The sequence below is a fragment of the Saccharopolyspora sp. NPDC002686 genome (assembly GCF_040295745.1).
Classification (GTDB): domain Bacteria; phylum Actinomycetota; class Actinomycetes; order Mycobacteriales; family Pseudonocardiaceae; genus Saccharopolyspora; species Saccharopolyspora oryzae.
Genome location: NZ_JBEOVY010000015.1, coordinates 13287 through 34982 on the forward strand (window position 1 = coordinate 13287; position 21696 = coordinate 34982).

Below are 21696 nucleotides of genomic sequence, written 5' to 3' on the forward strand. Positions count from 1 at the left end.
GAACGGTCATGACCGAGATCGTCGCCGGGTTCGGCACCTCGCACGGACCGCAGCTCAAAGCCCCGCCGCCGGAAGCCTGGGAGACGAGGGGGAAGGCCGACCGGCGCAGCGAGGGGTTGAAGTTCCGCGGCGGGACGTACACCTACGAGGAACTGCGCGAACTGCGCGAGGACTTCTCCCACGAGATCACCCCCGAGGTGATGCGGCGGCGCTGGGACAGCTGCCAGCGGTCGATGGACCGGCTCGCGGACTTCGTCCACGCGCAGGACGTGGACGTCCTCGTCATCGTCTCCAGCGACCACAAGGAGACCTACGGGGACGAATGGCTGGCGCCGTTCTCGGTGTACTGGGGCGACGAGGTCGCGCACGTGCCGTTCACGCAGGAGCAGCTCGACGCGATGGCTCCCGGCCTCGCCGACGCCGCGGCCGGCGACGTCCCGGACCGCACGATCATGCGGCCCACGCATCGCGAACTCGGCAAGCACATCATCCAGTCCACCCAGGCCGAGGACTTCGACACCGGGGCCACCGAGGTCATCCCGGCCGGCCGGTACGGGAACCACACGATCCCGCACGGGTTCGGCTTCATCTACCAGCGGTTCCTCGGCCAGGAGTCGACGGTGCCGATGGTGCCGATCTTCATCAACACCTTCTGGGAGCCGAATCCGCCGGGGGCCAAGCGCTGCTACGACTTCGGCCGCGCCGTCGGCCGGGCGATCCGGTCGTTCCCCGGTGATCTGCGCGTCGGCGTCGTCGCTTCGGGCGGGCTCAGCCACTTCGTGATCGACGAGAAGCTGGACCAGGAGTTCATCCAGGCGCTGCGGGACCACGACGCCGGCTACCTCTCGGTGGTCCCGGCCGCCGAGATGCGGTCCGGCGCGTCGGAGCTGCGCAACTGGATCGCGGTGGCCGGGATCGCCGATGAGGCCGGCCTCGACGTGACGAGCGCCGATTACGTGCCGTGCTACCGCACGGAAGCGGGCACCGGCAACGCGATGTGCTTCCTCACCTGGGAACGGAAGTGATCATGTCTCCCGAAGAGATCGTCGCCGCGCTGCGCGGACTCGACAGCTGTGCGGTTTCCGACGCGCTGGACACCCTCGGACTGCCCGGCGCGGTCACCGCGCTGACCCCGATGTGGCCCGCGGGCGCGGTCCTGGCCGGCCGTGTGCGCACCGTCACCGCGGCTCCCAAAGCGACGGACGGACCCGCGACCCACATCGCGTCGCCGCTCGTGGCGACCACCGAGCCCGGCGACGTCGTGGTGATCGACAACCACGGCCGCACCGATGTGTCCTGCTGGGGCGGCCTGCTAGCCGAGGCTGCGGTGCGGCGCGGGGTGGCAGGCGTCATCGTCGACGGCGCCTGCCGCGACGTTCAGGAGAGCGAAGCGCTCGCGCTCCCGGTCTTCGCGCGGACGGCCGTTCCGGTCAGCGCGCGGGGCCGCATCGTGCAGGAAGCCATGGACGAGCGGATCCAGGTGGCCGGTGTCTCGGTAGCAGCGCACGACTACGTGATCGCCGACGTCAACGGTGTGGTCTTCATCGCCGCCGGTGACGCCGAACGCGTCAGCGGCCTCGCACAGCGCATCGCGGAACGCGAAGCGCGGATGGCCGAGGCCGTCCGCTCGGGCCGCGACGTGCGAGAAGTCATGCACGATTCCCAATTCCCCACAGTCACCGCGGAGCAGCGCTGATGTCCGATCCCATCCTCGACCGGTTCGCGGTGCTCGGCACCGCGACGGTCTCCGACGCCCTCGACAAGCTCAAGCGCCCGGGCAGCCTGCTCGGGCTGGCTCCGCTGTCGGACGGCCAGCGCATGATCGGCCGCGCGTTCACCGTGCGGTACGTGAGCGCGCAGGTCCCCGCAGGCACCGTGGGCGACTTCATCGACCAGGTCGAGCGCGGGCAGGTGATCGTGCTCGACAACGACGGCCGACTCGATTGCACCGTGTGGGGCGACATCCTCACCGCGGTGGCGCACCAGCGCGGCATTTCGGGCACGGTGATCGAAGGCGTCTGCCGAGACACGCACCGGGCGCTGTCCATCGGTTACCCGATCTACAGCCGCGGCCGCTTCATGCGCACCGGCAAGGACCGGGTCGAGGTGGCCGAAGAACGCGGACCGGTGACCATCGGCGGTGTGACCGTCCGGCACGGCGACCTCCTGCTCGGCGACTCCGACGGCGTCGTGGCGATCCCGCGGGACTGCGAGGAACAGGTGCTCGAGACCGCCGAGATGATCCACGCGCGCGAAGAAGCGATCCTCGCCGCTGCCCTCGGCGGCGCGACGATCGCCGAAGCCCGCGCGAAGTACGGCTACCACGATCTGCAGCGGGCGGACTCATGACCACTCTGGACGAAGACGATCGCGAACTGCTAGCGCTGGGCACGGCCACCCTGTACGAGGCCTCCGGCCTCGACTGCTTCCTGGACGCCGCGTTCCGGCCGGCCTGGGACGGTGCGCAGGTGGTCGGCCGCGCGGTGCCGGTATCGGCGCAGGTCGGCGACAACCTCGCGCTGCACCACGGAATCGAGGCGGCTGGTCCTGGCGATGTGCTCGTCGTGGACGCTGGTGGCGCGCCGTTCGGGTACTGGGGCGAGGTGATGGCCGTCGCGGCGCAGGCGCGCGGCATCCGAGGCCTGGTCATCGACGGCGGCGTGCGGGACACCCAGCAGCTCGAGTTGCTGGGCTTCCCGGCGTTCAGCACGGCGATCTCGATCCGCGGGACGATCAAGCAGTGGCCGGGCACGGTGGGGATCCCGATCACCCTGCGCGGCAGGGTCGTCCGCCGGGGCGACATCGTGGTGGCCGACCGCGATGGGATCGTCGTGCTCCCGGCGGGGGAGTACGACCGCGTCCTGGAGGCCTCTCGAGCTCGCGCGGGGAAAGAAGGGGCCATCATGGACCGCCTCCGTTCCGGTGAGACGACGCTGGACGTCTACGGCTTCCGCCACCTCGGCTCCCCGGTCCGCGAATCCGACCCGGCGAGGTGAAGCCATGACTGCCGATGAGGAGCAGCGGCGAATCGACAGCTTCCGCCAGGCGGCCGGAAGGTTCGCCTCCGGCGTCACCGTCGTGACAACGGCACTGGACGGGCACCTCTACGGAATCACGGCGACATCGTTCGTCTCCCTGTCGTTGAACCCGCTTCTGGTGACCGTCTCGATCAACGTGCACAGCCCGATCCTCGACGAGATCCGGGCGAGCGGGGTCTTCGCGATCAACGTGCTCGGCCGCCACCAGCAGCAGGTGTCCGCCTGCTTCGCCCGCCGGGGACGCGGCCGGAGCAAGGAGCGGTTCGACGAGGTCGAGACGCGCACCGAGGCCACCGGAGCGCCGGTCGTCACCGGCGCGCTGAGCTGGTTCGACTGCACCGTGCACACGATGCTGGGCGGCGGCGACCACATCATCCTGGTCGGGGAAGTCGTCTCGGCGGGCGGTGGAACCGGGCAGCCGTTGCTGTACTGGTCGGGCGAATACCGCGAACTCAGCGTGGAGGAGGAAGATCGGGCTGTCGAGGCGGACATCGGCCGGATCTCGGACTCGCTTTCGGTCCAGCTGCACCTGCACGGCATGCGGACCGAGCAGCTCCTGGAAGCGCAGCACGCGGTCGAACCCGCCGCCGCCGCGCTAGCCGCTCGCGAGGCCACCGACGCCCAGGTGGCGCAGTTGCGAGCGCTGGTCGACGAATCGGAAAAGCACGTGCAGGACGCAGGCCGGTACAACCCGCTGTCGCTGGAATTCCACGCCCGGCTGGGGTTGCTCAGCGGGAACCCGGCGATCGCCGCGTCGGTGGGTGCGCTCAACCGCCCTCGGGAAAGCGCGTACGCCGTGCACACCAACGCCGAGCGAGCGACCAGGGCGGTGGGCGCGCATCGCCGCATCCTCGAAGCGATCGAGGGCCGCGACGAGACCGCCGCCCGCCGGCTGATGACCGAGCACCTCGGCGTCGTCGCGCAGGGGATGCAGTGCTGAACGGAGTGACATGACGCAGACCACGGACACGGACGTCCTCATCATCGGCGCCGGGCCGGTCGGCCTCGTCGCCGCGCTGGACCTGAGCAGCCGGGGTGTCTCGGCGATCGTCGTGGAGGAACGGGAGTTCCTCGAACCGCCGAACGTCAAGTGCAACCACGTCGCCTCGCGCACCATGGAGAGCTTCCGCAGGCTCGGGATCGCCGCCGAGGTGCGCGCGGCCGGACTCCCGCACGACTACCCGCAGGACGTCGCGTTCCGGACCTCGTTGACCGGCCGGGAGCTGTCGCGCATCCCGATCCCGGCGAGCGGGGTGCGGTACACCTCCCGCATCGGCCCCGACACGAGCTGGGCGACGCCGGAGCCGCCGCACCGGATCAACCAGACCTTCCTGGAACCGATCCTCGCCCGACGTGCCGCGGCCGCGCCCGGCGTGACGCTGCTCAACCGGACTCGGTTCCTTTCGCATGAACAGGATGCGTCGTCGGTTTCGGCAGTCGTGTCCGATGTGGACGGTTCGAGCGAACGCACGCTGCGCGCCCGGTACTTCATCGGGGCGGACGGCGGCCGCTCGGCGGTGCGCAAGCAGATCGGCGCGAAGCTCAGCGGTGATCCGGTGCTCCAGCACGTGCAATCCACCTGCATCCGCGCGCCGAAGCTGTACTCGCTGATGTCGGCCGACGAGCCGCGCGCGTGGGGCTACTACACGTTCAACGCCCGGCGCGTCGGCCACGTGTATGCGATCGACGGCACCGAAACGTTCCTCGTGCACACCTACCTGTCCCCCGAGGAAGCCGAGACCGAAGGCTCGGTCGACCGCGACGCGGCGATCCGCGCGATCCTCGGGGTGGACGAGGCGTTCGAGTACGACGTCGTCTCGAAGGAGGACTGGGTCGCGCGTCGCCTGCTGGCCGACCGCTTTCGGGACCGCCGGGTGTTCCTCGCGGGCGACGCCTCCCACCTGTGGGTTCCGTTCGCGGGTTTCGGGATGAACGCCGGTATCGCGGATGTGCTCGACCTGACCTGGCTGCTCGGCGCTCATCTGGGCGGCTGGGCCGAGGAAGGGATTCTGGACGCCTACGAAGCCGAGCGGCGGCCGATCACCGAGCAGGTGTCGCACTTCGCGATGGACCACCAGCGGAAGCTCGCGCGGCCGGGACTCCCCGGAGCGCTCGAAGACGACACCCCGGAAGGGGAGGCAGCGCGTCGATCCTTCGGTGCCGCGGTGCGCGAGCTCAACGAGCCGCAGTTCGCCGCTGCCGGGCTGAACTACGGGTACGCCTACCACGGCTCCCCGATCATCGCCTACGACGGCGAGGACGCTCCCGGCTACACGATGGGCACCTACGTTCCGTCCACCGTGCCGGGTTGTCGCGCACCGCACTTCACCTTGGCCGACGGATCTTCGCTCTACGACCACCTCTCGCCCGGATACACGGCTGTCGTCAGGCTCGGTGCCGACGTTGCCGTGCTGACCGAGGAGGCGCAACGCCGAGGAATCCCGTTCGGCGTCGTCGAGGTGGATGTGGCGCCGGGGGAGTACCGGCACCCGATCACCTTGGTTCGCCAGGACCAGACGGTGGTCTGGCGGGGTGGTGCACCGGATCGGGAGGAGGCCGCGCAGCTGTGGGAGCAGCTGCGCGGCGCGAACGCCGGGTGATCGGCAGCGGAAGGGCGGGGCCTCCTGGGGAGCGGCCCCGCCCTTCCTGCTGCTCAGCGGCGGATGATTTTGGTGGCAGCCATGGCTTTCAGCCCTTCGACGCCGAACTCCAGCCCGTAGCCCGAGGACTTCGTCCCGCCGAACGGAATCGCCGGATCGACCCCGCCGTGCTGGTTGATCCACACGGTGCCGGCCTCCAGCCGCTGCGCCACCACCTCCGCTTCGTCGGGATCGGGTCCCCACACCGAGGCGCCCAAGCCCTGGTCGGTGCTGTTGGCCCGGCGCACCGCGTCGTCCACCTCGGAGTACCGGATCACCGGCAGCACCGGGCCGAACTGCTCCTCGTCGACCACGGGGGCGCCGTCCTCGACGTCGGCGATGATCGTCGACCGGTAGAACAGCGGACCAAGTTCCGCCGCCGGCTCGCCTCCGGTGACGATGCGGGCGCCGCGTTCTCGGGCGTCGTCCACCAGCTGGGACACGATCTCGAACTGCGCGGGGTTCTGCACCGGTCCGAGCCGGTTCGCCTTGTCGCTACCCGGTCCCATGGGTGCTTTCTCGGCGCGTTCGGCCAACGCCGACACGACGTCGGCGTAGATCGATTCGTGCACGTACAGCCGCTTGAGCGCCGCGCACACCTGGCCGGTGTTCATGAAAGCCGCCCAGAAGAGCTTGTCCGCGACGGCGTCCACGTCGGTGCCGGGCAGCACGATCGCGGCGTCGTTCCCGCCGAGTTCCAGGGTGAGGCGGGCGAGGTTGCCCGCCGAGCTTTCGACGATCCGCCGCCCGGTCGCGGTCGACCCGGTGAACACGATCTTGGCGATCCGGGGGTGTGCGGCCAGCGCGGCACCGACCTCGCGATCCCCGGAAATCGCGGTGAGCACGTCCGCGGGGAGGTGCCGGCGGAAGATCTCGGCGAGGGCGAGCACGCTCAGCGGGGTGTTCTCGGAAGGCTTGAGCACCACCGCGTTCCCCATCCGCAGCGCAGGGGCGAGGTGCCACACGGCGATCATCACGGGGAAGTTCCACGGGCCGATGGACGCGACCACACCGAGCGGGACGTAGTGCAGCTCCGCGCGCGACGTGCCATCGTCCTCCAGCACCTGCGGTTCCAGCACCGCGTCCGCCGCGGCCCGCAGCCAGTGCGCAGCGGCGTGGGCTTCACCGGCACCACCGGCTTTGCCCTGCTCGTGGGTGATGATCTCGCCGAGTTCTTCGGCGTGCGCGTCGATGTCGTCGGCGATGACGTGCAGGAGCCGCGACCGTTCGGCGTGTCCCGAAGCGGCCCAGCCGGGTTGTGCGGCAGCGGCAGCGGAGATCGCGGCGTCCAGCTCGTCGACCGTGTGGACGGGTGCGTGGCCGATGACTTCGCGCGTCGCGGCGTCCAGGATCGGCCGCCCGCGGCCCTCCGGAACCGAGACGGTGGTCAGCAGTGAGTTCATGAGGGGACCCTTCGGTAAAAGACTACATTGAATATAGTGAATTACGGGCGACGGGGCCACCGCCGAAGTCCGCGGCCCGGTTCAGCGCAGGCCCGCGAGGGTTGCCACGCGCAACCCGGTGTGGAGTTCCCGCCGCACCTTTCCGTCGGAGAGGTCGACATCGGCGACCGCGCGCACCCGGTCCAACCGGTAGTAGAGGGTGCTGCGGTGGATGTGGAGCGCTTGAGCCGTCCGTTGCGCGTCGCAGCCGCAGTCGAGGTACGTCTCCAGGGTGTGCGCGAGATCGGGCCCGGACTGCGCGTCGAGCAGCAGCCGAACGGCGTCGGGGAGGTCCGCGGCGCCGAGGTCCTCGAGCGGGAGTTGCAGCAGCAGCCGGTCCAGTCCCAGGTTCGACCAGTGGACCACGCGGTCGCACCCTGGATCGGTGATGCCGCCGCGCAGGGCGATCCGGGCTTCCCGCTGCGACTGGTACGCGCGGGACAGCGGCGCGTGCGCTCCGCCGACTCCGGCGTGCAGGCCGGAAAAGGCGGGCTGCGCAAGGAGGGTCGACAACCGCTCGGTGTCGACCTCGTACGGCACGAGCAGTACCGCTTCGCCGCCGAGCACCGCGCCGACCGCCTTCAGGGTGGGGAAGCCGGGGATCGTCGACAGCGCCCGGTCCAGCACCAGCCGGAGTGTTGCCGAACTGGGTTCGGCTCGGGGCGGGGTGGCGATCGAGATGACCGTGTAGTGCGGGACCGGGGAGAGCAGGCCGCTCGCGAGCAGTTCGTCGGCCGCTCGGACGCGCTGGTCGCCGTTGCCCTCCAGGAGTCCGGTGAGCAGTCGCAGCGCGCGATCCTCGTCTTCGCGGTTGCCGAGCGCCATGGCGGCCAGCAGCAGTCCGATCTGGGCCCGGCGCTCGCGGAGCTCGTCGTCGTCCTCGTAGGCGGATTCGTCGTCCTCGGGGATCGTCGAGGAGAGGTAGCCGACGAGCCGTCCCTCGTGCCGGACCGGTGCGACCAGGCGGGACTGGCCGCCGTCGAGCGGCGGGATGCGGACCGGGCCCTGCGCTCGGCTCACCCGGTAGTCCCGGATGGACTCCCGGGCCCGCGAAGATCCTTTGTGGGACAAGATTATCGCCAGCCGCGCGTGATCGACGTCCTGGTCGTGCACGCTGAACGCGATCACCGTGAAATCGACGTCGAACACGATGATGGGCCGGCCGAGCCGGTCGGCGTAGGCCTGGACCTGTCCTTCGAGATTCATCGCCCGCCTTTCCGATGGCCGCGGTGCTCGCGCGGCCGAGCGCAGGTCGGCTCCGCGGTGATCCGCCGCCCGTTGCCAGTCCGCTCGAGCTTTGCTTATATTCATTATAGACATTTGACGAGAGGGATCCGCATGGCTCAGATGACAGGCGGTGACGCGCTCGCCAGGGCGCTCATCAGCGAGGGCGTCGACACGGTTTTCGGCATTCCCGGGGTCCAGCTGGACGGGCTCACCGACGGCGTGTACCGCGTGCGGGAGGAGCTGGAGCTGCTCGTGCCGCGGCACGAGCAGGCCACCAGCTACATGGCCGACGGCTACTACCGCGCGTCCGGGCGGCCTGGGGTTGCGATGGTCGTGCCCGGGCCGGGTGTCCTGAACGCCGGCGCGGGAATGGCGACGGCCTACGCGTGCTCGTCGCAGGTGATGCTGCTGGCCGGGACCATTCCGTCGCCGCTCGTCGGCTCGGGACTCGGTGCGCTGCACGAGATCCCGCGGCAGACCGACACCGTCGAGGGGCTGACGAAGTGGTCCGCGCGGCCGACGCGGGTCGAGGAAATCCCGGATCTGGTGCACGAGGGGTTCCGGCAGATGCGCACCGGGCGGCCGCGTCCGGTCGCGCTCGAACTGGGTCCTGATCTGCTGCACGCAGTGGCCGACCTCGATCCTGGCGAGCCGTTCGCGGTCCAGCAGCCGGAAGCTCCGGAGGGGGAAGTCGCCGAACTCGCGCGATTGCTGGCGGCGAGCAGCCGGCCGGTGATCCACGTCGGGGGCGGGATGCGGGACCCGCGTGCGTTCGAACTCCTGGCACGGCTGGCCGAACTGCTCGACGCTCCCGTGGTCATGAGCGAGAACGGACGCGGTGCGATCGACGCGCGGGATCCGCACGCGCTGCCCGCGTTCGCGTTGTGGGAGCTGCGGGCCGCAGCGGATCTCGTGGTCTCGTTCGGCAGCCGGTTCCTGACACCGTTCGGGCAGCAGCTGAACATCGGCGACGCGCGGCTCGCGCTGGTCAACATCGACGCGGCCGACCTCCGCCCGCCGCGTCGCCCGGACCTCGCGGTCAACGCCGACGCGGTGACCGTGCTGGCGGCACTGGTCGAGCGGCTCGTGCCTCGCTCGACCTGGGGCGACGAGCTGCGCAGGCTCCGCGAGGACTGCGATGCCCGCATCCGGGAACAGGCCGCTCCGCAGATGGAATTCGTCGACGCGATCCGCGCGGCACTGCCCGAAGACGGGATCTACGTCAACGAGCTGACGCAGATCGGATACGTGTCGACGTACGGCTTTCCGGTGCAGGCGCCGAGGTCCTACGTGTGGCCCGGATACCAGGGCACGCTCGGCTACGCGATGCCGACCGCGCTCGGCGCTGCGGTGGGTGCGGGCGGCCGCCCGGTCGTGGCGGTGACCGGTGACGGCGGCATCGGCTGGTCGATGCAGGAGTTCGCGACGGCCAAGAAGTACGGCATCCCGCTGGTGACGGTGCTGTTCGAGGACTCCCGGTTCGGCAACGTGTGGCGCATCCAGCGCGATACCTACGGCGGCCGGTTCATCGGCTCAGACCTGACCAATCCCGATTTCGGCGTCCTCGCGCAGTCTTTCGGGCTGGACTTCGCGCTCGCCGAAGACGCCGAAGCCGTCGAGAAGCACGTGGCGGCAGCGATCGCGGCCCGCCGCCCGGCGATCGTGAAGGTGCCGGTCGACGTGTTCCCGTCCCCGTGGCCGCTGATCCACGAAAGGCACTGAGGCGGACCGGCTCGGTCAGGCGGCGGCGCCGACGTGGCTCAGCGCGAGCGACGCCAGCGACGCCGCCTGGTCGCCGAGCACGCTGTCGTCGAACAGCGCACGCGGCGAGTGGTTCATCTCCGCCATGTCGGGGTCGATCCCGTCCGGAGTGGCGCCGAGGAAGACGAAGGCGCCGGGAACTTCGTCCAGCACAGCGGAAAAGCTCTCCGACGCCATCACCGGATGCTCAAGAGCGAGCGCGCGATCCGCGCCGAACAGATCGCCGAGGACGTTCAAAGCGCGCGCTGCGGTCTTCGGATCGTTCTCCGTGACGGGATAGACCGACCGGATCTCGGATTCCGCACCGCAACCGAACGCCGAGGCGATCCCGTCCGCGAGCGACGGCAGCTCCCGGGAGAGGATCTCAACGCTGTCCCGGGAAAGCGCGCGAATCGTCGCCCCGAGCGTCGCTTCGTCGGGGATCGCGTTGATGATCTCGCTCGCCTGCATCTTGGTCACCGACAGCACGACCGGGTCGAACACCGGGAACCGCCGGGTGACGTAGGTGTGCAGTGCCGAGATGATCTGCGCCGCAGCGGGAACCGGATCCACCGCCTGGTGCGGACGCGACCCGTGGCCGCTTCGCCCGAGCACGCGCACGGTCAAGCTGCTGGCTCCGGCCATGACCGCTCCGGGGCGGGTCGAGAACACGCCTGCCCGGCCGGGCAGGACGTGGATGCCGTACGCGGCCTCGGCGCGTTCTCCTGCTGCCGAGAGCACGCCCTCCTCGATCATCCGCCGCGCGCCCCCGCCCGCTTCTTCGCCGGGCTCGAACATGAACACCACCGAGCCCTCGATTTCCGCACGGCGCGCGCTGAGCAGCTTCGCCGCGCCGACGAGCGCAGCCGTGTGCAGGTCGTGCCCGCAGGCGTGCATCAAGCCGCGCTCCTGCGAAGCGAACGGCAACCCGGTCTCCTCCGTGACGCGCAGCGCGTCCATGTCGGCTCGCAGCACGACGGACGGTCCGGGACGCACGCCGCGAAGCACTGCGACGATCGACGTGAAGTCGTGCGGGCCGGGCGTCACTTCGAGATCGAGCCCGTCCAGCGCGGTCAGGACGGCGCGCTGAGTGCGGGGGAGGGCGAACCCGGCTTCGGGATGGGCGTGCAGGGCTCGGCGGAAGGCGATCAGGTCGGGCAGCAGCGCGGCGGCGTCGGCGAGGATCGGGGCGGACACCGGCATCGGGGCTCCTTCGACACGGGTGCGCGCCGCGCTGGAGACACACCTGGCTAATGACTACAATCAATATAGATGATCCCGAGTGTGCGGGGCTCCGGTCCGCCTCTAATCTGTTACTACGCGTGACCCGCGTTGGCGACGTCACCGGAACGAGCACTTCGGAGGACTTCTTGCCGCAGATCACGAACACCGTCGCCGCCGTCCAGGTCGCCCGCGCGCTCGAGGACGAGATCATCTCGGAGGGCTGGAGCGCCGGGCACTTCATCGGGCGCCGCCAAGAGCTGATGGCACGCTTCGGGGTTGCGCCGGCGACGCTGAGCGAGGCGATCCAGCTGCTGCGCGCCCGCGGGATCGTCGACGCGAAACCCGGTCCGGGTGGCGGAATCTTCGTCGCGACGCGCTCGCCGTTCATGCACCTCAGCGATCAGCTGCTGCAACTGCGCGAAGGGAAGGCGACCGTGGAGAACTGCCTCCGCGTCCTCGACGCGCTCGACGGTTCGGTGCTGCACGACGCGGTCGAGAACGCGAACGACGAGGACATCGCCGAGATCGCCGCGTGCGCTGAGACGCTGCAGGCGGCGTGGAATTCCGCCGAGGCGCCGACCGCGATCTGGGCGCTGCACGCGCGGATCGCCCAGGTGTCGCCGAACGAGCTGTTGCGCAGCCTGTACACGAACCTGGTCGACTACATCATCGCGGCGGGGCTCGAAGGCGTCACCGCGCCGACCACCCAGGAGCGGCTGCGTACCCACCTCGATTTCGCCGAGGCGGTCGCCCGCCGGGACCACGAGCTCGCGGACTCGGCGATCTCGCGGCATCGCCGCCTGGTGGTGGCCTCCCGGCCCTCCTGACTCCTCGAGCCGGAGAAATTCGTGGATGTACGCGCGCTCAAAATTGTGTATATTCATTACAGCTAATCTCCGGCTCGAGGAGGATGCATGCTGCTGGAGCTCCGCAGTGTGGTCGACCGCGTACTCGCCGCCCCCGATCGCTCGGCCCGCGGCGCACTTCCGCCGATACGCCTGTCGCAGAACGAAATGCCGTGGGCGCCCGCGGACGTGATCGTCGCCGCGATGACCGAGGCGGTCCGGAACGCCCACCGCTACCCCGATTACCACCGTTCCGCGGCGCGCGCCGCGGTCGCCGGGGCGATGGGGCTCGACCCCGGGCGGATCGCGATCGACAACGGCTCCGGCACCCTGCTGCACGCACTCGCCCGGCTCGTGTGCGAACCAGGAGTGCACGGCGTTCGCCCCGCACCGTCCTTCGAGGCATATGCGGCCGCGCTGTCGCTGGCCGGTGCGGAGTCCACAGAGGTCGGTCTCGACGGGAACGGCGCGATGGACCTCGACGCGATGCTCGCCGCGGTCGGCCCGGAAACCCGCATCGTCTACCTCTGCAATCCCAACAACCCGACGGGTGGGATGCGCGGCGTCGAGGACATCCGGGACTTCCTGCGGCGAGTCCCGCCGAGCGTCCTGGTCGTCGTCGACGAGGCGTACCGCGAGTTCGTGTCTTCCGAACCGGTCGACGCCACTGTCGGATTGCTCGACGAGTTCGAGAACCTCGTGCTGCTGCGGACGCTGTCCAAAGCGCACGGTTTGGCGGGGATCCGCGTCGGCTACGCCGCGGCCGCGCCGCGCATCGCGGAAGCGCTGCGCCGCACCTCGGTCGGGTTCGCGCTCAACAGCGTGGCCGAAGCCGCGGTCATCGCGGCACTGGGACCGGACGGATTGGCGGTGGCGAAGGAGAGAACCGCGGTCATCGTCTCGGAACGCGCCCGAGTCGAGGCCGCGCTCGAGGCCGGAAACGTCTCCTTCGTCCCCAGTCAAGCGAATTTCCTTTTCCTGCACGGTGATGCTGCGGACCTGCTGGCCCGGCTCGAAGCGCGCGGCGTTCTCGCCCGGCCGTTCCCGAAGGCAGGCGGGGCGCGGGTGACGATCGGGCTGCCCGAGGAGAACGACGCCGTGCTCGCCGCCCTCCTCTGATCCGACGCTGCGGTCCGGCGCGCTTTTCCGCTCGTGCGGCCGCGGGTTTCCTCCGACACCGTGTCGGAGGAAACCGGAAGGACTTCGGAGCGCCGCTCGAAGAGGCGCCACACCCGAGTTCTTACGCTCACAGGCAAGACAGACGGAGCGGTCTGTCCCCGCGGCGGGGCTCCGATCGTTCGCAGGGAGAGGTGTGGCAGTGACGGAGCGCCTATTCGTGCAGGACCGGCGGGCATCGCTGCGCCGCTCGGTCACCGGCGGTGTGCTCAAAGCAACCCTTCTCGCCGGGCTCACGCTGATCTTCGTCTACCCCGTGGCGATGATCGTGCTCGGGGCCTTCCGCGACGGGTTGCCGTCGGACGACATGCCGTTCACCGTCGGCGGCTTCCTCGCGGCGTTCGAAACGCCCGAGACCTGGCAGACGCTGTGGAACTCGGTCGTGCTGGTCGTCGTGTGCGGCACCATCTCGGTCGCCGGCGGCGGGCTGTTCGCCTGGATCGCCGCCAACACGAACGTTCCCGGGCGGCGGCTGCTCACCCCGATCATGGTGATCAACCTCTTCGTCCCGCCGCTGTTCCACACGCTGGGCTGGATCATGCTCGGCAACGCGCAGAACGGCTTGCTCAACCAGGTCGGCCGGGCGCTCGGCACGCACGGTCCGCTGATCGACGTCCAGGGCTGGGGCGGGCTGATCCTGCTGACCTCGCTGGGGTACATGCCGTTCGCCTACCTGCTGCTGCTCGGCGCGTTCAAGAACCGGGACCAGTCGCTCGACGAGGCCGCCGCGATCAGCGGGGCGGGCACCGTGCGCACGTTCTTCACCATCACCGTGCCGTCGGTCGGCCCGGCGATCACCGGCGCTGCCCTGCTCATCGCGGTGCTGGTGTTCCAGTCGTTCGACGGACCGCAGCTGATCGGTCGCCAGGCGGGCATCTACGTCTTCTCGACGCAGATCTACCGCTACGTCCGGGACGAAGCACCCGCCGAGTACACCAAGGCGTTCGCGCTCTCGCTCGTGCTGATCGTGCTGGTGCTGCTGCTGTTCCTCGCCCAGCGCTGGATGCTGCGGGGCCGCAGCTTCACCACGCTCACCGGGAAGACCTCGCGGCGCGATCCGCAGGAGCTGGGCCCGATCCGGTGGCTCCTGTCCGCGCTCATCGTCGTGGTCGTGCTGCTGAACTTCCTGCTCCCGCTGTTCGCGATGGTGCTCGGCAGCCTCCAGCCGATCTTCGGCGTCGCCAGCACCGGTTTCACCCTCGACAACTACGTCACGATGCTCACCGATCCGCAGTTCAGCTCGAGCCTGGCGCTCACCGCGTGGCTCGCGGTCATCGGTGGTTTCGGCTCGATCTCGATCGCACTGCTCACGACCTACGTCACCGCGCGGCGCAAGGGATTCCTGCGGGGCTACACCTCGTTCGCCGTGTGGATCCCCTGGGCGCTTCCCGGCGTCGTGCTCGGGCTGGCCTACATGTTCGCCGTGCTCTACATTCCCGCCTTCCGCGGGCTCTACGGCTCGGCGTTCCTGATGACGCTCGTGCTCATCGTCGCCACGATTCCGGTCTCCAGCCGCATCGCCGAGGGTGCGCTGGCCCAGCTGTCGCCCGAACTGGAGGAAGCGGGCCGCATGTCCGGCGCGAGCGCGGGACGCGTGCTCGTGACCATCGTGCTGCGCCTGGTCATCCCGAGCTTCCTCGCCGGGTGGTTCCTTTCCGCCCTCTTCATCTCCGGGAACCTCGCCGTGCCGATGCTGCTGGCCCCGCCCGGCCTCGAACCCGTGTCGCTGACCGCGTTCCAGCAGTTCCTCACCGGTGACATGTCCCGGGGCGCGGCGCTTTTCATGATCATCCTGATCGCCGCGTTCGCCGTCCTCGCGCTCGCCGCGCTCTCCGCCAAGATCGGCGGCCGGCTCCGCGGCCGCTCCGACCGGTCCGCGGGCCCGCTCTCCCGAATCACCGCCTGACCCGAGAGGAAGAACAATGAAGTTCTCCCGCACGAAGCTGCGCACGCAGGCGCTGGCGCTCACCGCCGGTCTGCTCGCCGCGCTCACCGCCTGCACGTCGGCGGGCGCGACCAAGTCGAGCACGCCGGTCGAGGTGCCCGGTGCGTCGGCCGAGGCCAACAAGTACATGAACGAGCTGTACGACAAGGCGTTCGCGGCCGGGCACACCCAGCTCGTGCTGTACGGGCCCGGGGTGACTGCGAACCAGGCCATGAACGACGTGTTCGTGAAGCGCTTCCCCGGCATCAAGCTGCTCCCGCAGGACCAGGCCGACGCCCAGATCCTCACCAAGCTCGACACCGAGGCGCAGAGCGGCAACCGCATCGCGGACATCTACGTCGGCGGCGAATCGCCCCAAGCGGCGGAGAAGCCGAACATCTGCACGCCCGCGGACGTGCGCACCGCCGAACCCGGCTTTCAGGTGCCGACCGACAACGACGGCAGGCTCACCTACTTCGCGCTGCGCTACTTCGGGTTCGTGTACAACACCGACCAGGTGCAGAAGCAGGACGCGCCGAAGACCTGGCACGATCTGCTCGACCCGAAGTGGAAGGGCAAGATCGCGGTCGGCGACATGACCGTCCCCGGCGGCATCCGCTACATCCTGACCTCGCTGATGGTGCCCGAGAACGAGCAGAAGTGGGGGCGCTCCTACATCCAGGAACTGGCGGCCCAGGACCTGCAGATCTCGCAGTCGGAGCCGGTGGTGCCCACCGACGTCGCCAGCGGCCGGTTCCCGGTCGGCATCGCCGTGTACCAGGGCTACTACGAGCAGCAGAAGAAGAAGGGGGCGCCGATCGACATGGTGTTCCCCCTCCAGGACGGCGGGAACTTCATGGCCCGGTCGGCCCTGTGCCTCATCAAGGACGCGCCGAACGCCGAGGTCGCCCAGCTGTACGTCAACTGGCTCTACTCCCCGGAGGGCCAGCAGGCGCTGGCGGAGAAGGACAACTCCTACGGCCGGACGCCGACCGCGCCCGGCCCGGCCGGCCTGCCGCCGCTGGACAAGCTTCCGCGGCTGCCGTTCTCCAACCCCGACCCCGCGTTCAACAAGCCCTACTTCGACTTCATCAACCAGGCGTTCAAGAAGTGACGCAGGCGTCGTTCCCGTTGCGGCCGAGGAGAAAGCGCAGATCACGATGACCGAGGTCCAGGTATCCGGACTCACCAAGAAGTACGGCGCGAAGGCGGCGCTGCACGAACTGGATCTGACGATCGCGTCCGGGCAGTTCGTGACGTTGCTCGGCCCCTCGGGCTGCGGCAAGACGACCACGTTGCGCTGCTTGGCCGGGCTGGAGCGGCCGACCTCGGGACGGATCGCCATGGGCGACCGGGTCGTGGTCGACACCGCGCGGCGCACGTTCGTACCCGCGGACAAGCGGCGGGTCGGCATGGTGTTCCAGAGCTACGCGCTCTGGCCGCACCTGAACGTCACGGACAACGTCGCCTACCCGCTCAAGGTCGCCCGGATGCCTGGCCGGGAGCGCGCGCAGCGCGTGCAGGAGATGCTCGACGCCGTCGGCCTTTCCGACCTCGGGAAGCGCCCGGTCACCGCCCTGTCGGGCGGCCAGCAGCAGCGCGTGGCGCTGGCCCGCGCGCTGGCCGCCCGGCCGGGCATCATCTTCTACGACGAACCCCTGTCCAACTTGGACAGCAAGCTGCGGTACCAGATGGGGCAGCAGGTGCGAGCCCTGCACAACCGGTTCGAGACGACCTCGGTCTACGTGACGCACGACCAGGAGGAAGCGATCACGCTGTCGGACCGGATCATCGTGATGAACGAGGGCGTCATCGTGCAGGACGGCACGCCCAGCACTCTGTACGACCGGCCGAATTCCGCGTACGTAGCGGATTTCATGGGCTTCCAGAACATCCTGCCGGGCACCGTTGTCGGGGTGCGCGGCAAGACCGCAGAAGTGCGCGTCGACGACACCTCGCACGTGTTCTCCGGGATCACGACCGGCGAAGCGTCGGTGGGGGACCGGGCCGACATCGCGTTCCGCGCGGCGCACGCCCGGCTGTGCCCCGCCGGAAGCACCGGAACCGGAAAGTTCCGCGGCACCGTCGAGCGGACGACCTACCTCGGCAGCGCGGTCAACCTCCTGGTCCGGTCGGACGGGCTCCCGATGCGCGTGCGCGCCGAGACGGCGGAGCTGTCCGCGGACGCGGTTCCGGCGGCCGGTGAGGAGCACACCTTCGCGGTGAACCCGGACCGGGCCGTCGTGATCGTGCGCGAGGGCGCGACGCCTGCCGCGGACGACTACCTGACCACGATGACCGATGCCGTCGTCGCGCCCCGCTGACGCCGGACGAAGGGACGAATCCGTGCCCGACTTTCCCACGCCCCGTTCCGACGGGCCGCGGATCCGGGAGCTCGCCGAGATCGGCGGGCGCACCGACACCCGCGACGTCCTCTCCCACGCGACCAAGCAGGCGGAGCGGGAGTACGACGACTACTTCATCGTCGACATCGACGCCCACGTCTCGGAGGACCACTTCTGGGGCGAGGTCCTCGAACTCATCGACAACGACGTGTGGCGCCACATCGGGATGGATCAGCTCGGCAAGTTCGCCGGCAACAACGCGCTGCTGAACATCCAGCCCGGGATGTCGCACCAGAGCGTCGGCGGGCGGATCGGGCACCAGGGCCGCAAGGAGCCGCTGGACGGCGAGTCCGGGCACCCGTTCGTCACCGCGGCGCGGCGCGGCATGGACGCGATGGGGCTCGACTACCAGGTCGTGTTCCCGAGCGCGATGCTGCTGCTGGGCATGCACCCGCAGGACGAGATCGAGGTCGTGCTGGGGCGGGCGTTCAACCGCTGGCTGACCGAAGTCGTGCTCCCGCAGGACGATCGGCTCAAAGGCATGCTGTACCTGCCGTACAACACGCCGGAGGTCTGCGAGGAACTCGTGGAGAAGTACGCCGGCGACGACGGGATCATCGGGTACACGGTGTGCTCGACCCGCAACAACCCGGTGCACTCGGACGTGTACACGAGGCTGTACGGGCTGATCGAAGCGAGCGGCAAACCGCTGGCGTTCCACTCCGGCTACCACTGGGGCGACCCGTCCTTCGCCCAGCTGAACCGGTTCCTGTCGATGCACGCGCTGTCCTTCACGCACTACAACCAGATCCACGTGACCAACTGGATCATCAACGCGATGCCCGAGCGGTTCCCGGACCTCAAGATGGTCTGGGTGGAGAGCGGATTGGCGTGGATCCCGTTCCTCATGCAGCGGCTCGACCACGAGGTGCTGATGCGCCCTAGTGAGGCCCCGGGCCTGACTCGCCTGCCGAGCGAGTACATGAAGGAGATGTGGTACACGAGCCAGCCGATGGAGCGCACCAGCATGGAGCTCCTGGAAGCGGGGATGAAGGCGTTCAACGCCGAAACGCAGCTGCTGTACTCGTCGGACTGGCCGCACTGGGACTGGGACGCGCCGTCGACGATCGCGCGCCTGCCGTTCTTGTCGGAGCAGGCCAAGCGCAACATCCTCGGGCTCAACGCCGCCCGCGTGTTCAACCTCCCCACCGACCGCCGGAAGCCCGCCGCGAAGAGCGTGCTCCAGGAACGCCCCGGGATCTCGTGACATGACTTCGACTCCTGAACTGACCTCGTTGGTCGCGCGCCTGGGCGAGCTGACCCGCGATGTCACCGAGCACGACCGGGCCGCCGAGGTCGCCGATGAGGACATCGCCGACCTCCTCTACGCGGCAGCACGCTTGTTCTCGGCGAAAACCGACCGGGTGGGCAAGATCGCGTGGCCGGTCCACGAGGACGCCCTGACCGCGACCGAGACGGTCGTTCTGGTGACAGCGCTGCTGGACGCCGCCGACGTGAACCTGTTCGACATGGCAATCTGGTACCGGAGGGCGGAATGAGCACCGCGCACCGCGACGTCGTCGTCGCCGGACTGGCCGACCTCCGCGAACGCGAACGCATCGTGGTCGAAGTGGACGGTCTGGAACTGGGCGTCTACTTCCACGAAGGCGAGGTGCGGGCATGGCACAACGCGTGCCCGCACCAGGGAGGCCCGGTTTGCCAGGGGAAGATCATGCCGCGGACGATCCAGCCGCTGCGCGAGGACCGGAAGAACGCCGGACCCGCCTTCCACCCGGCCGACCGCAACATCGTGTGCCCTTGGCACGGTTTCGAATTCGACGTCCTCACGGGCCGGCATCCGGCGAATCCTGACGTCGGGCTGCGGCCGATCCCGGTACGCGTGGAGGACGACGAGGTCATCGTGACGATCTGACGACTGGTGGCACGTCCCCGGGACCTTGCTGCCCCGGCGACTTGGTCAGTCCGAGAGTTCCCACAGGAGCCGGTAGTACGTGATCCGTTCCTGGTCCGGGGCGATTCCGTAGGCCTCGAGCAGCGGGTCTTCCCAGCCCGGGCCGTAGTTCCACTGCGTGCTCCACGTGGCGATGGCGAGGTCGGCCCAGCGGTCGGCGACGCCGAGGGCACCGAGGTCGACGTGTCCGGTGCACGTGCCGTCGTCGCCGACCAGGGTGTTGGGGGCGCAGGCGTCGCCGTGGCAGACGACGAGCTCGTCGGCAGGCGGGATGTCGGTGAGCACGCCGAGCGCGCGCTCGACGGTGCCGATGTGCTGGAGGTCTTCATGCCAGTCCGCCGGATCGATGCGGTCTGCCGCTGCTCGTGATCGCACTGCTTCCAGGCGCTTTTCGGCGGACCAGTCGAAGGGGCAGTCCGCGACGGGCAGCGCGTCGTGGAGCGCGCGCAGCCCGGCTCCGATCGCGCGTACTGCTGTGCCGGGGTCGCGCTTCCAGCGGTCGTCCACCGCCGTGCGTCCGGGCAGGCCGCGCGTGACGATCCAGGAGCCTGCTTCGTCAGCGCCCTCGTCGAGCACGTGCGGCACCACGGTGAACTTCGCCGCCCAGCGCAGGCGTGCCACCTCGGCCGCGAGGTCGATGCCGCTGCCTGCCGGTGTCCACTTCACGAACTGCCGCTGGTCACCCAGGCCGACTTGGAACGTCAGCCCACCGAGCTCGTTCTCCCAAACGGCCCGCGTCGGCCGCCCTGCCGCGAGCTCGGTGACGATGCGCGGGATGTCCACGGGGCCTTGAGGTGCTGCGGCGATCACCCGCTCATTCTCGCCGGACCCGCCCGTGGTCGGCCAGCCAATTTTGGGCGTCGCCCGTCGCCCACCCGCGGTGTGGTGGGCAACGGGCGCACCAGCAGCGCTGCTGCGGAGGAAGGGTTACGCGAAGCCCGCCGTGGTGTGCGGGGCGTAGGCCTCTTCCAGGTACTGCGCTTCCTCGTCGTCGAGCGTCACGTCCACGGCGGCGATCGCGTCCTGGAGGTGGGTCACCTTGGTCGCCCCCACGATCGGCGCGGAGACCACCGGCTTGCGCAGGAGCCACGCGAGAGCGAGCTGCGCCGCGGGGACCCCGCGCTTGCCCGAGATCTCCTGCAACCGCTCGACGATCGTCCGATCGCTGTCCAGGTACAGGGTCTTGCCGAATTCGTCGGTCTCGGAGCGGGAGGTCGAGACGTCCCAGGGGCGGGTCAGCCGACCCCGCGCCAGCGGGCTCCACGGGATCGAACCGACCCCCTGGTCCGCGCAGAACGGCAGCATCTCCCGCTCTTCCTCGCGGTAGAGCAGGTTGTAGTGGTTCTGCATGGTGACGAACCGCGTCCAGCCGTTGCGCTCGGCGGTGAACTGGGCCTTGGCGAACTGCCAGGTGTGCATGGAGGAGGCACCGATGTAGCGGGCCTTGCCCGCCTTCACCACGTCGTGCAGCGCCTCCATGGTCTCCTCGATGGGCGTGTCGTAGTCCCACCGGTGGATCTGGTAGAGGTCGACGTAGTCCGTCCCGAGCCGGCGCAGGCTGTTGTCGATCTCGGCGAGGATCGCCCGGCGCGACAGCCCGGCGCCGTTGGGCCCCGGGCGCATCCGGTTGCGCACCTTGGTGGCGATCACGACTTCCTCGCGCGGGACGAAGTCCTTCAGAGCACGTCCGACGATCTCCTCGCTGGAGCCGTTCGAGTAGACGTTGGCCGTGTCGAAGAAGTTGATCCCCGCGTCGAGCGCGGCGCGGATGATCTCGCGGCTGGGCTCCTCCGGAAGGGTCCAGGTGTGGCTGCCGCGATCCGGCTCCCCGAAGCTCATGCAGCCCACGCAGATCGACGAGACCTCCAGGCCGGTCGTTCCGAGTCGGGTGTAGCGCATGCTCGTCCTCCTACTGGTCCTGCTTGCTGCTCCAGTACCTACCGGTCGGAGGACCGCTGTTCAACTCAGCCCGCATCCTGCGCAGAACGCAGCCGACCCCAGGACGCGATTCCAGTCCGACGTGGGAACGGACTTCGCTTTCCGGAGCGGGCGGATTCCTGCCCGGCATTGTTGGCCCGAAGCATCCGTTGTGGACAGAGATCCCGCGCTTTCTCATATATCGAG

Annotated in this window: 20 protein-coding genes; 15 read left to right on the forward strand and 5 right to left on the reverse strand. The window is 69.4% G+C overall.

What is annotated here, in order from left to right; all coding sequences use genetic code 11:
• Positions 1–8 precede the first annotated feature (8 nt).
• The 6 genes from ABTZ89_RS03740 to ABTZ89_RS03765 are packed head-to-tail and all read left to right on the forward strand — an operon-like array spanning position 9 to position 5638.
• Entirely contained in the window at positions 9–1025 is a 1017-nt protein-coding gene (locus ABTZ89_RS03740) for a DODA-type extradiol aromatic ring-opening family dioxygenase (protein WP_351039722.1), read from the forward strand.
• A 2-nt stretch (positions 1026–1027) separates the two neighbouring features.
• The gene (locus ABTZ89_RS03745) at positions 1028–1696 is read left to right on the forward strand and encodes an RraA family protein (RefSeq protein WP_270948172.1); all 669 of its coding nucleotides are present in this window, start codon (positions 1028–1030) and stop codon (positions 1694–1696) included.
• Positions 1696–2349 (forward strand): RraA family protein, encoded by a 654-nt coding sequence (locus ABTZ89_RS03750; RefSeq protein WP_351039725.1) that lies wholly within the window; start codon positions 1696–1698, stop codon positions 2347–2349. The genes ABTZ89_RS03745 and ABTZ89_RS03750 overlap by 1 nt, the downstream gene beginning before the upstream one ends.
• Positions 2346–2996: a 4-carboxy-4-hydroxy-2-oxoadipate aldolase/oxaloacetate decarboxylase gene (locus ABTZ89_RS03755; RefSeq protein WP_351039728.1), complete on the forward strand. Its 651-nt coding sequence runs from the start codon at positions 2346–2348 to the stop codon at positions 2994–2996. Before ABTZ89_RS03750 ends, ABTZ89_RS03755 begins: the two co-directional genes overlap by 4 nt.
• Before the next feature lie 4 nt (positions 2997–3000).
• Complete coding sequence (locus ABTZ89_RS03760) at positions 3001–3978, forward strand: flavin reductase (protein ID WP_351039731.1); 978 nt, start codon at positions 3001–3003, stop codon at positions 3976–3978.
• A gap of 10 nt (positions 3979–3988) precedes the next feature.
• Complete coding sequence (locus ABTZ89_RS03765) at positions 3989–5638, forward strand: FAD-dependent monooxygenase (protein WP_351039734.1); 1650 nt, start codon at positions 3989–3991, stop codon at positions 5636–5638.
• A gap of 53 nt (positions 5639–5691) precedes the next feature.
• Here ABTZ89_RS03765 and ABTZ89_RS03770 read toward each other — a convergent pair whose 3' ends face one another.
• Entirely contained in the window at positions 5692–7080 is a 1389-nt protein-coding gene (locus ABTZ89_RS03770) for an aldehyde dehydrogenase family protein (RefSeq protein ID WP_351039737.1), read from the reverse strand.
• 81 nt (positions 7081–7161) lie between these two features.
• A complete protein-coding gene (locus ABTZ89_RS03775; protein ID WP_351039739.1) occupies positions 7162–8325 on the reverse strand; it encodes a PucR family transcriptional regulator in 1164 nt (387 codons plus the stop codon).
• A gap of 132 nt (positions 8326–8457) precedes the next feature.
• On the opposite strand from ABTZ89_RS03775, the gene ABTZ89_RS03780 reads away from it, so the two are divergent.
• Entirely contained in the window at positions 8458–10068 is a 1611-nt protein-coding gene (locus ABTZ89_RS03780) for a thiamine pyrophosphate-binding protein (protein WP_351039741.1), read from the forward strand.
• A 15-nt stretch (positions 10069–10083) separates the two neighbouring features.
• Here the strand turns inward: ABTZ89_RS03780 and ABTZ89_RS03785 are convergent, their stop codons facing one another.
• Positions 10084–11289 (reverse strand): M20 metallopeptidase family protein, encoded by a 1206-nt coding sequence (locus ABTZ89_RS03785; RefSeq protein WP_351039744.1) that lies wholly within the window; start codon positions 11287–11289, stop codon positions 10084–10086.
• 119 nt (positions 11290–11408) lie between these two features.
• Here ABTZ89_RS03785 and ABTZ89_RS03790 point away from each other — a divergent pair, with 119 nt between their 5' ends.
• From ABTZ89_RS03790 to ABTZ89_RS03825, 8 genes are all read left to right on the forward strand, one after another.
• A complete protein-coding gene (locus ABTZ89_RS03790) occupies positions 11409–12137 on the forward strand; it encodes a FadR/GntR family transcriptional regulator (protein WP_351039747.1) in 729 nt (242 codons plus the stop codon).
• Positions 12138–12224: 87 nt separating this feature from the next.
• Entirely contained in the window at positions 12225–13274 is a 1050-nt protein-coding gene (locus ABTZ89_RS03795) for a pyridoxal phosphate-dependent aminotransferase (RefSeq protein ID WP_270948182.1), read from the forward strand.
• A 199-nt stretch (positions 13275–13473) separates the two neighbouring features.
• The gene (locus ABTZ89_RS03800) at positions 13474–15237 is read left to right on the forward strand and encodes an ABC transporter permease (RefSeq protein WP_351039751.1); all 1764 of its coding nucleotides are present in this window, start codon (positions 13474–13476) and stop codon (positions 15235–15237) included.
• A gap of 16 nt (positions 15238–15253) precedes the next feature.
• Positions 15254–16369 (forward strand): ABC transporter substrate-binding protein, encoded by a 1116-nt coding sequence (locus tag ABTZ89_RS03805; protein ID WP_270948184.1) that lies wholly within the window; start codon positions 15254–15256, stop codon positions 16367–16369.
• Between the two features lie 46 nt (positions 16370–16415).
• A complete protein-coding gene (locus ABTZ89_RS03810; protein WP_351039753.1) occupies positions 16416–17579 on the forward strand; it encodes an ABC transporter ATP-binding protein in 1164 nt (387 codons plus the stop codon).
• A 22-nt stretch (positions 17580–17601) separates the two neighbouring features.
• Entirely contained in the window at positions 17602–18867 is a 1266-nt protein-coding gene (locus ABTZ89_RS03815; protein WP_351039755.1) for an amidohydrolase family protein, read from the forward strand.
• A 1-nt stretch (position 18868) separates the two neighbouring features.
• On the forward strand, positions 18869–19159 hold the full coding sequence (locus tag ABTZ89_RS03820; RefSeq protein WP_270948187.1) for a hypothetical protein: 291 nt from the start codon (positions 18869–18871) through the stop codon (positions 19157–19159).
• A complete protein-coding gene (locus ABTZ89_RS03825) occupies positions 19156–19533 on the forward strand; it encodes a Rieske (2Fe-2S) protein (RefSeq protein WP_351039759.1) in 378 nt (125 codons plus the stop codon). Before ABTZ89_RS03820 ends, ABTZ89_RS03825 begins: the two co-directional genes overlap by 4 nt.
• Positions 19534–19578: 45 nt before the next feature.
• Here the strand turns inward: ABTZ89_RS03825 and ABTZ89_RS03830 are convergent, their stop codons facing one another.
• Both ABTZ89_RS03830 and ABTZ89_RS03835 read right to left on the reverse strand, forming a co-directional pair.
• Positions 19579–20382, reverse strand: a complete 804-nt coding sequence (locus tag ABTZ89_RS03830; protein ID WP_351039762.1) for an aminoglycoside 3'-phosphotransferase — start codon at positions 20380–20382, stop codon at positions 19579–19581.
• Between the two features lie 117 nt (positions 20383–20499).
• Positions 20500–21471: an aldo/keto reductase gene (locus ABTZ89_RS03835; RefSeq protein ID WP_351039765.1), complete on the reverse strand. Its 972-nt coding sequence runs from the start codon at positions 21469–21471 to the stop codon at positions 20500–20502.
• Between the last annotated feature and the right edge of the window lie 225 nt (positions 21472–21696).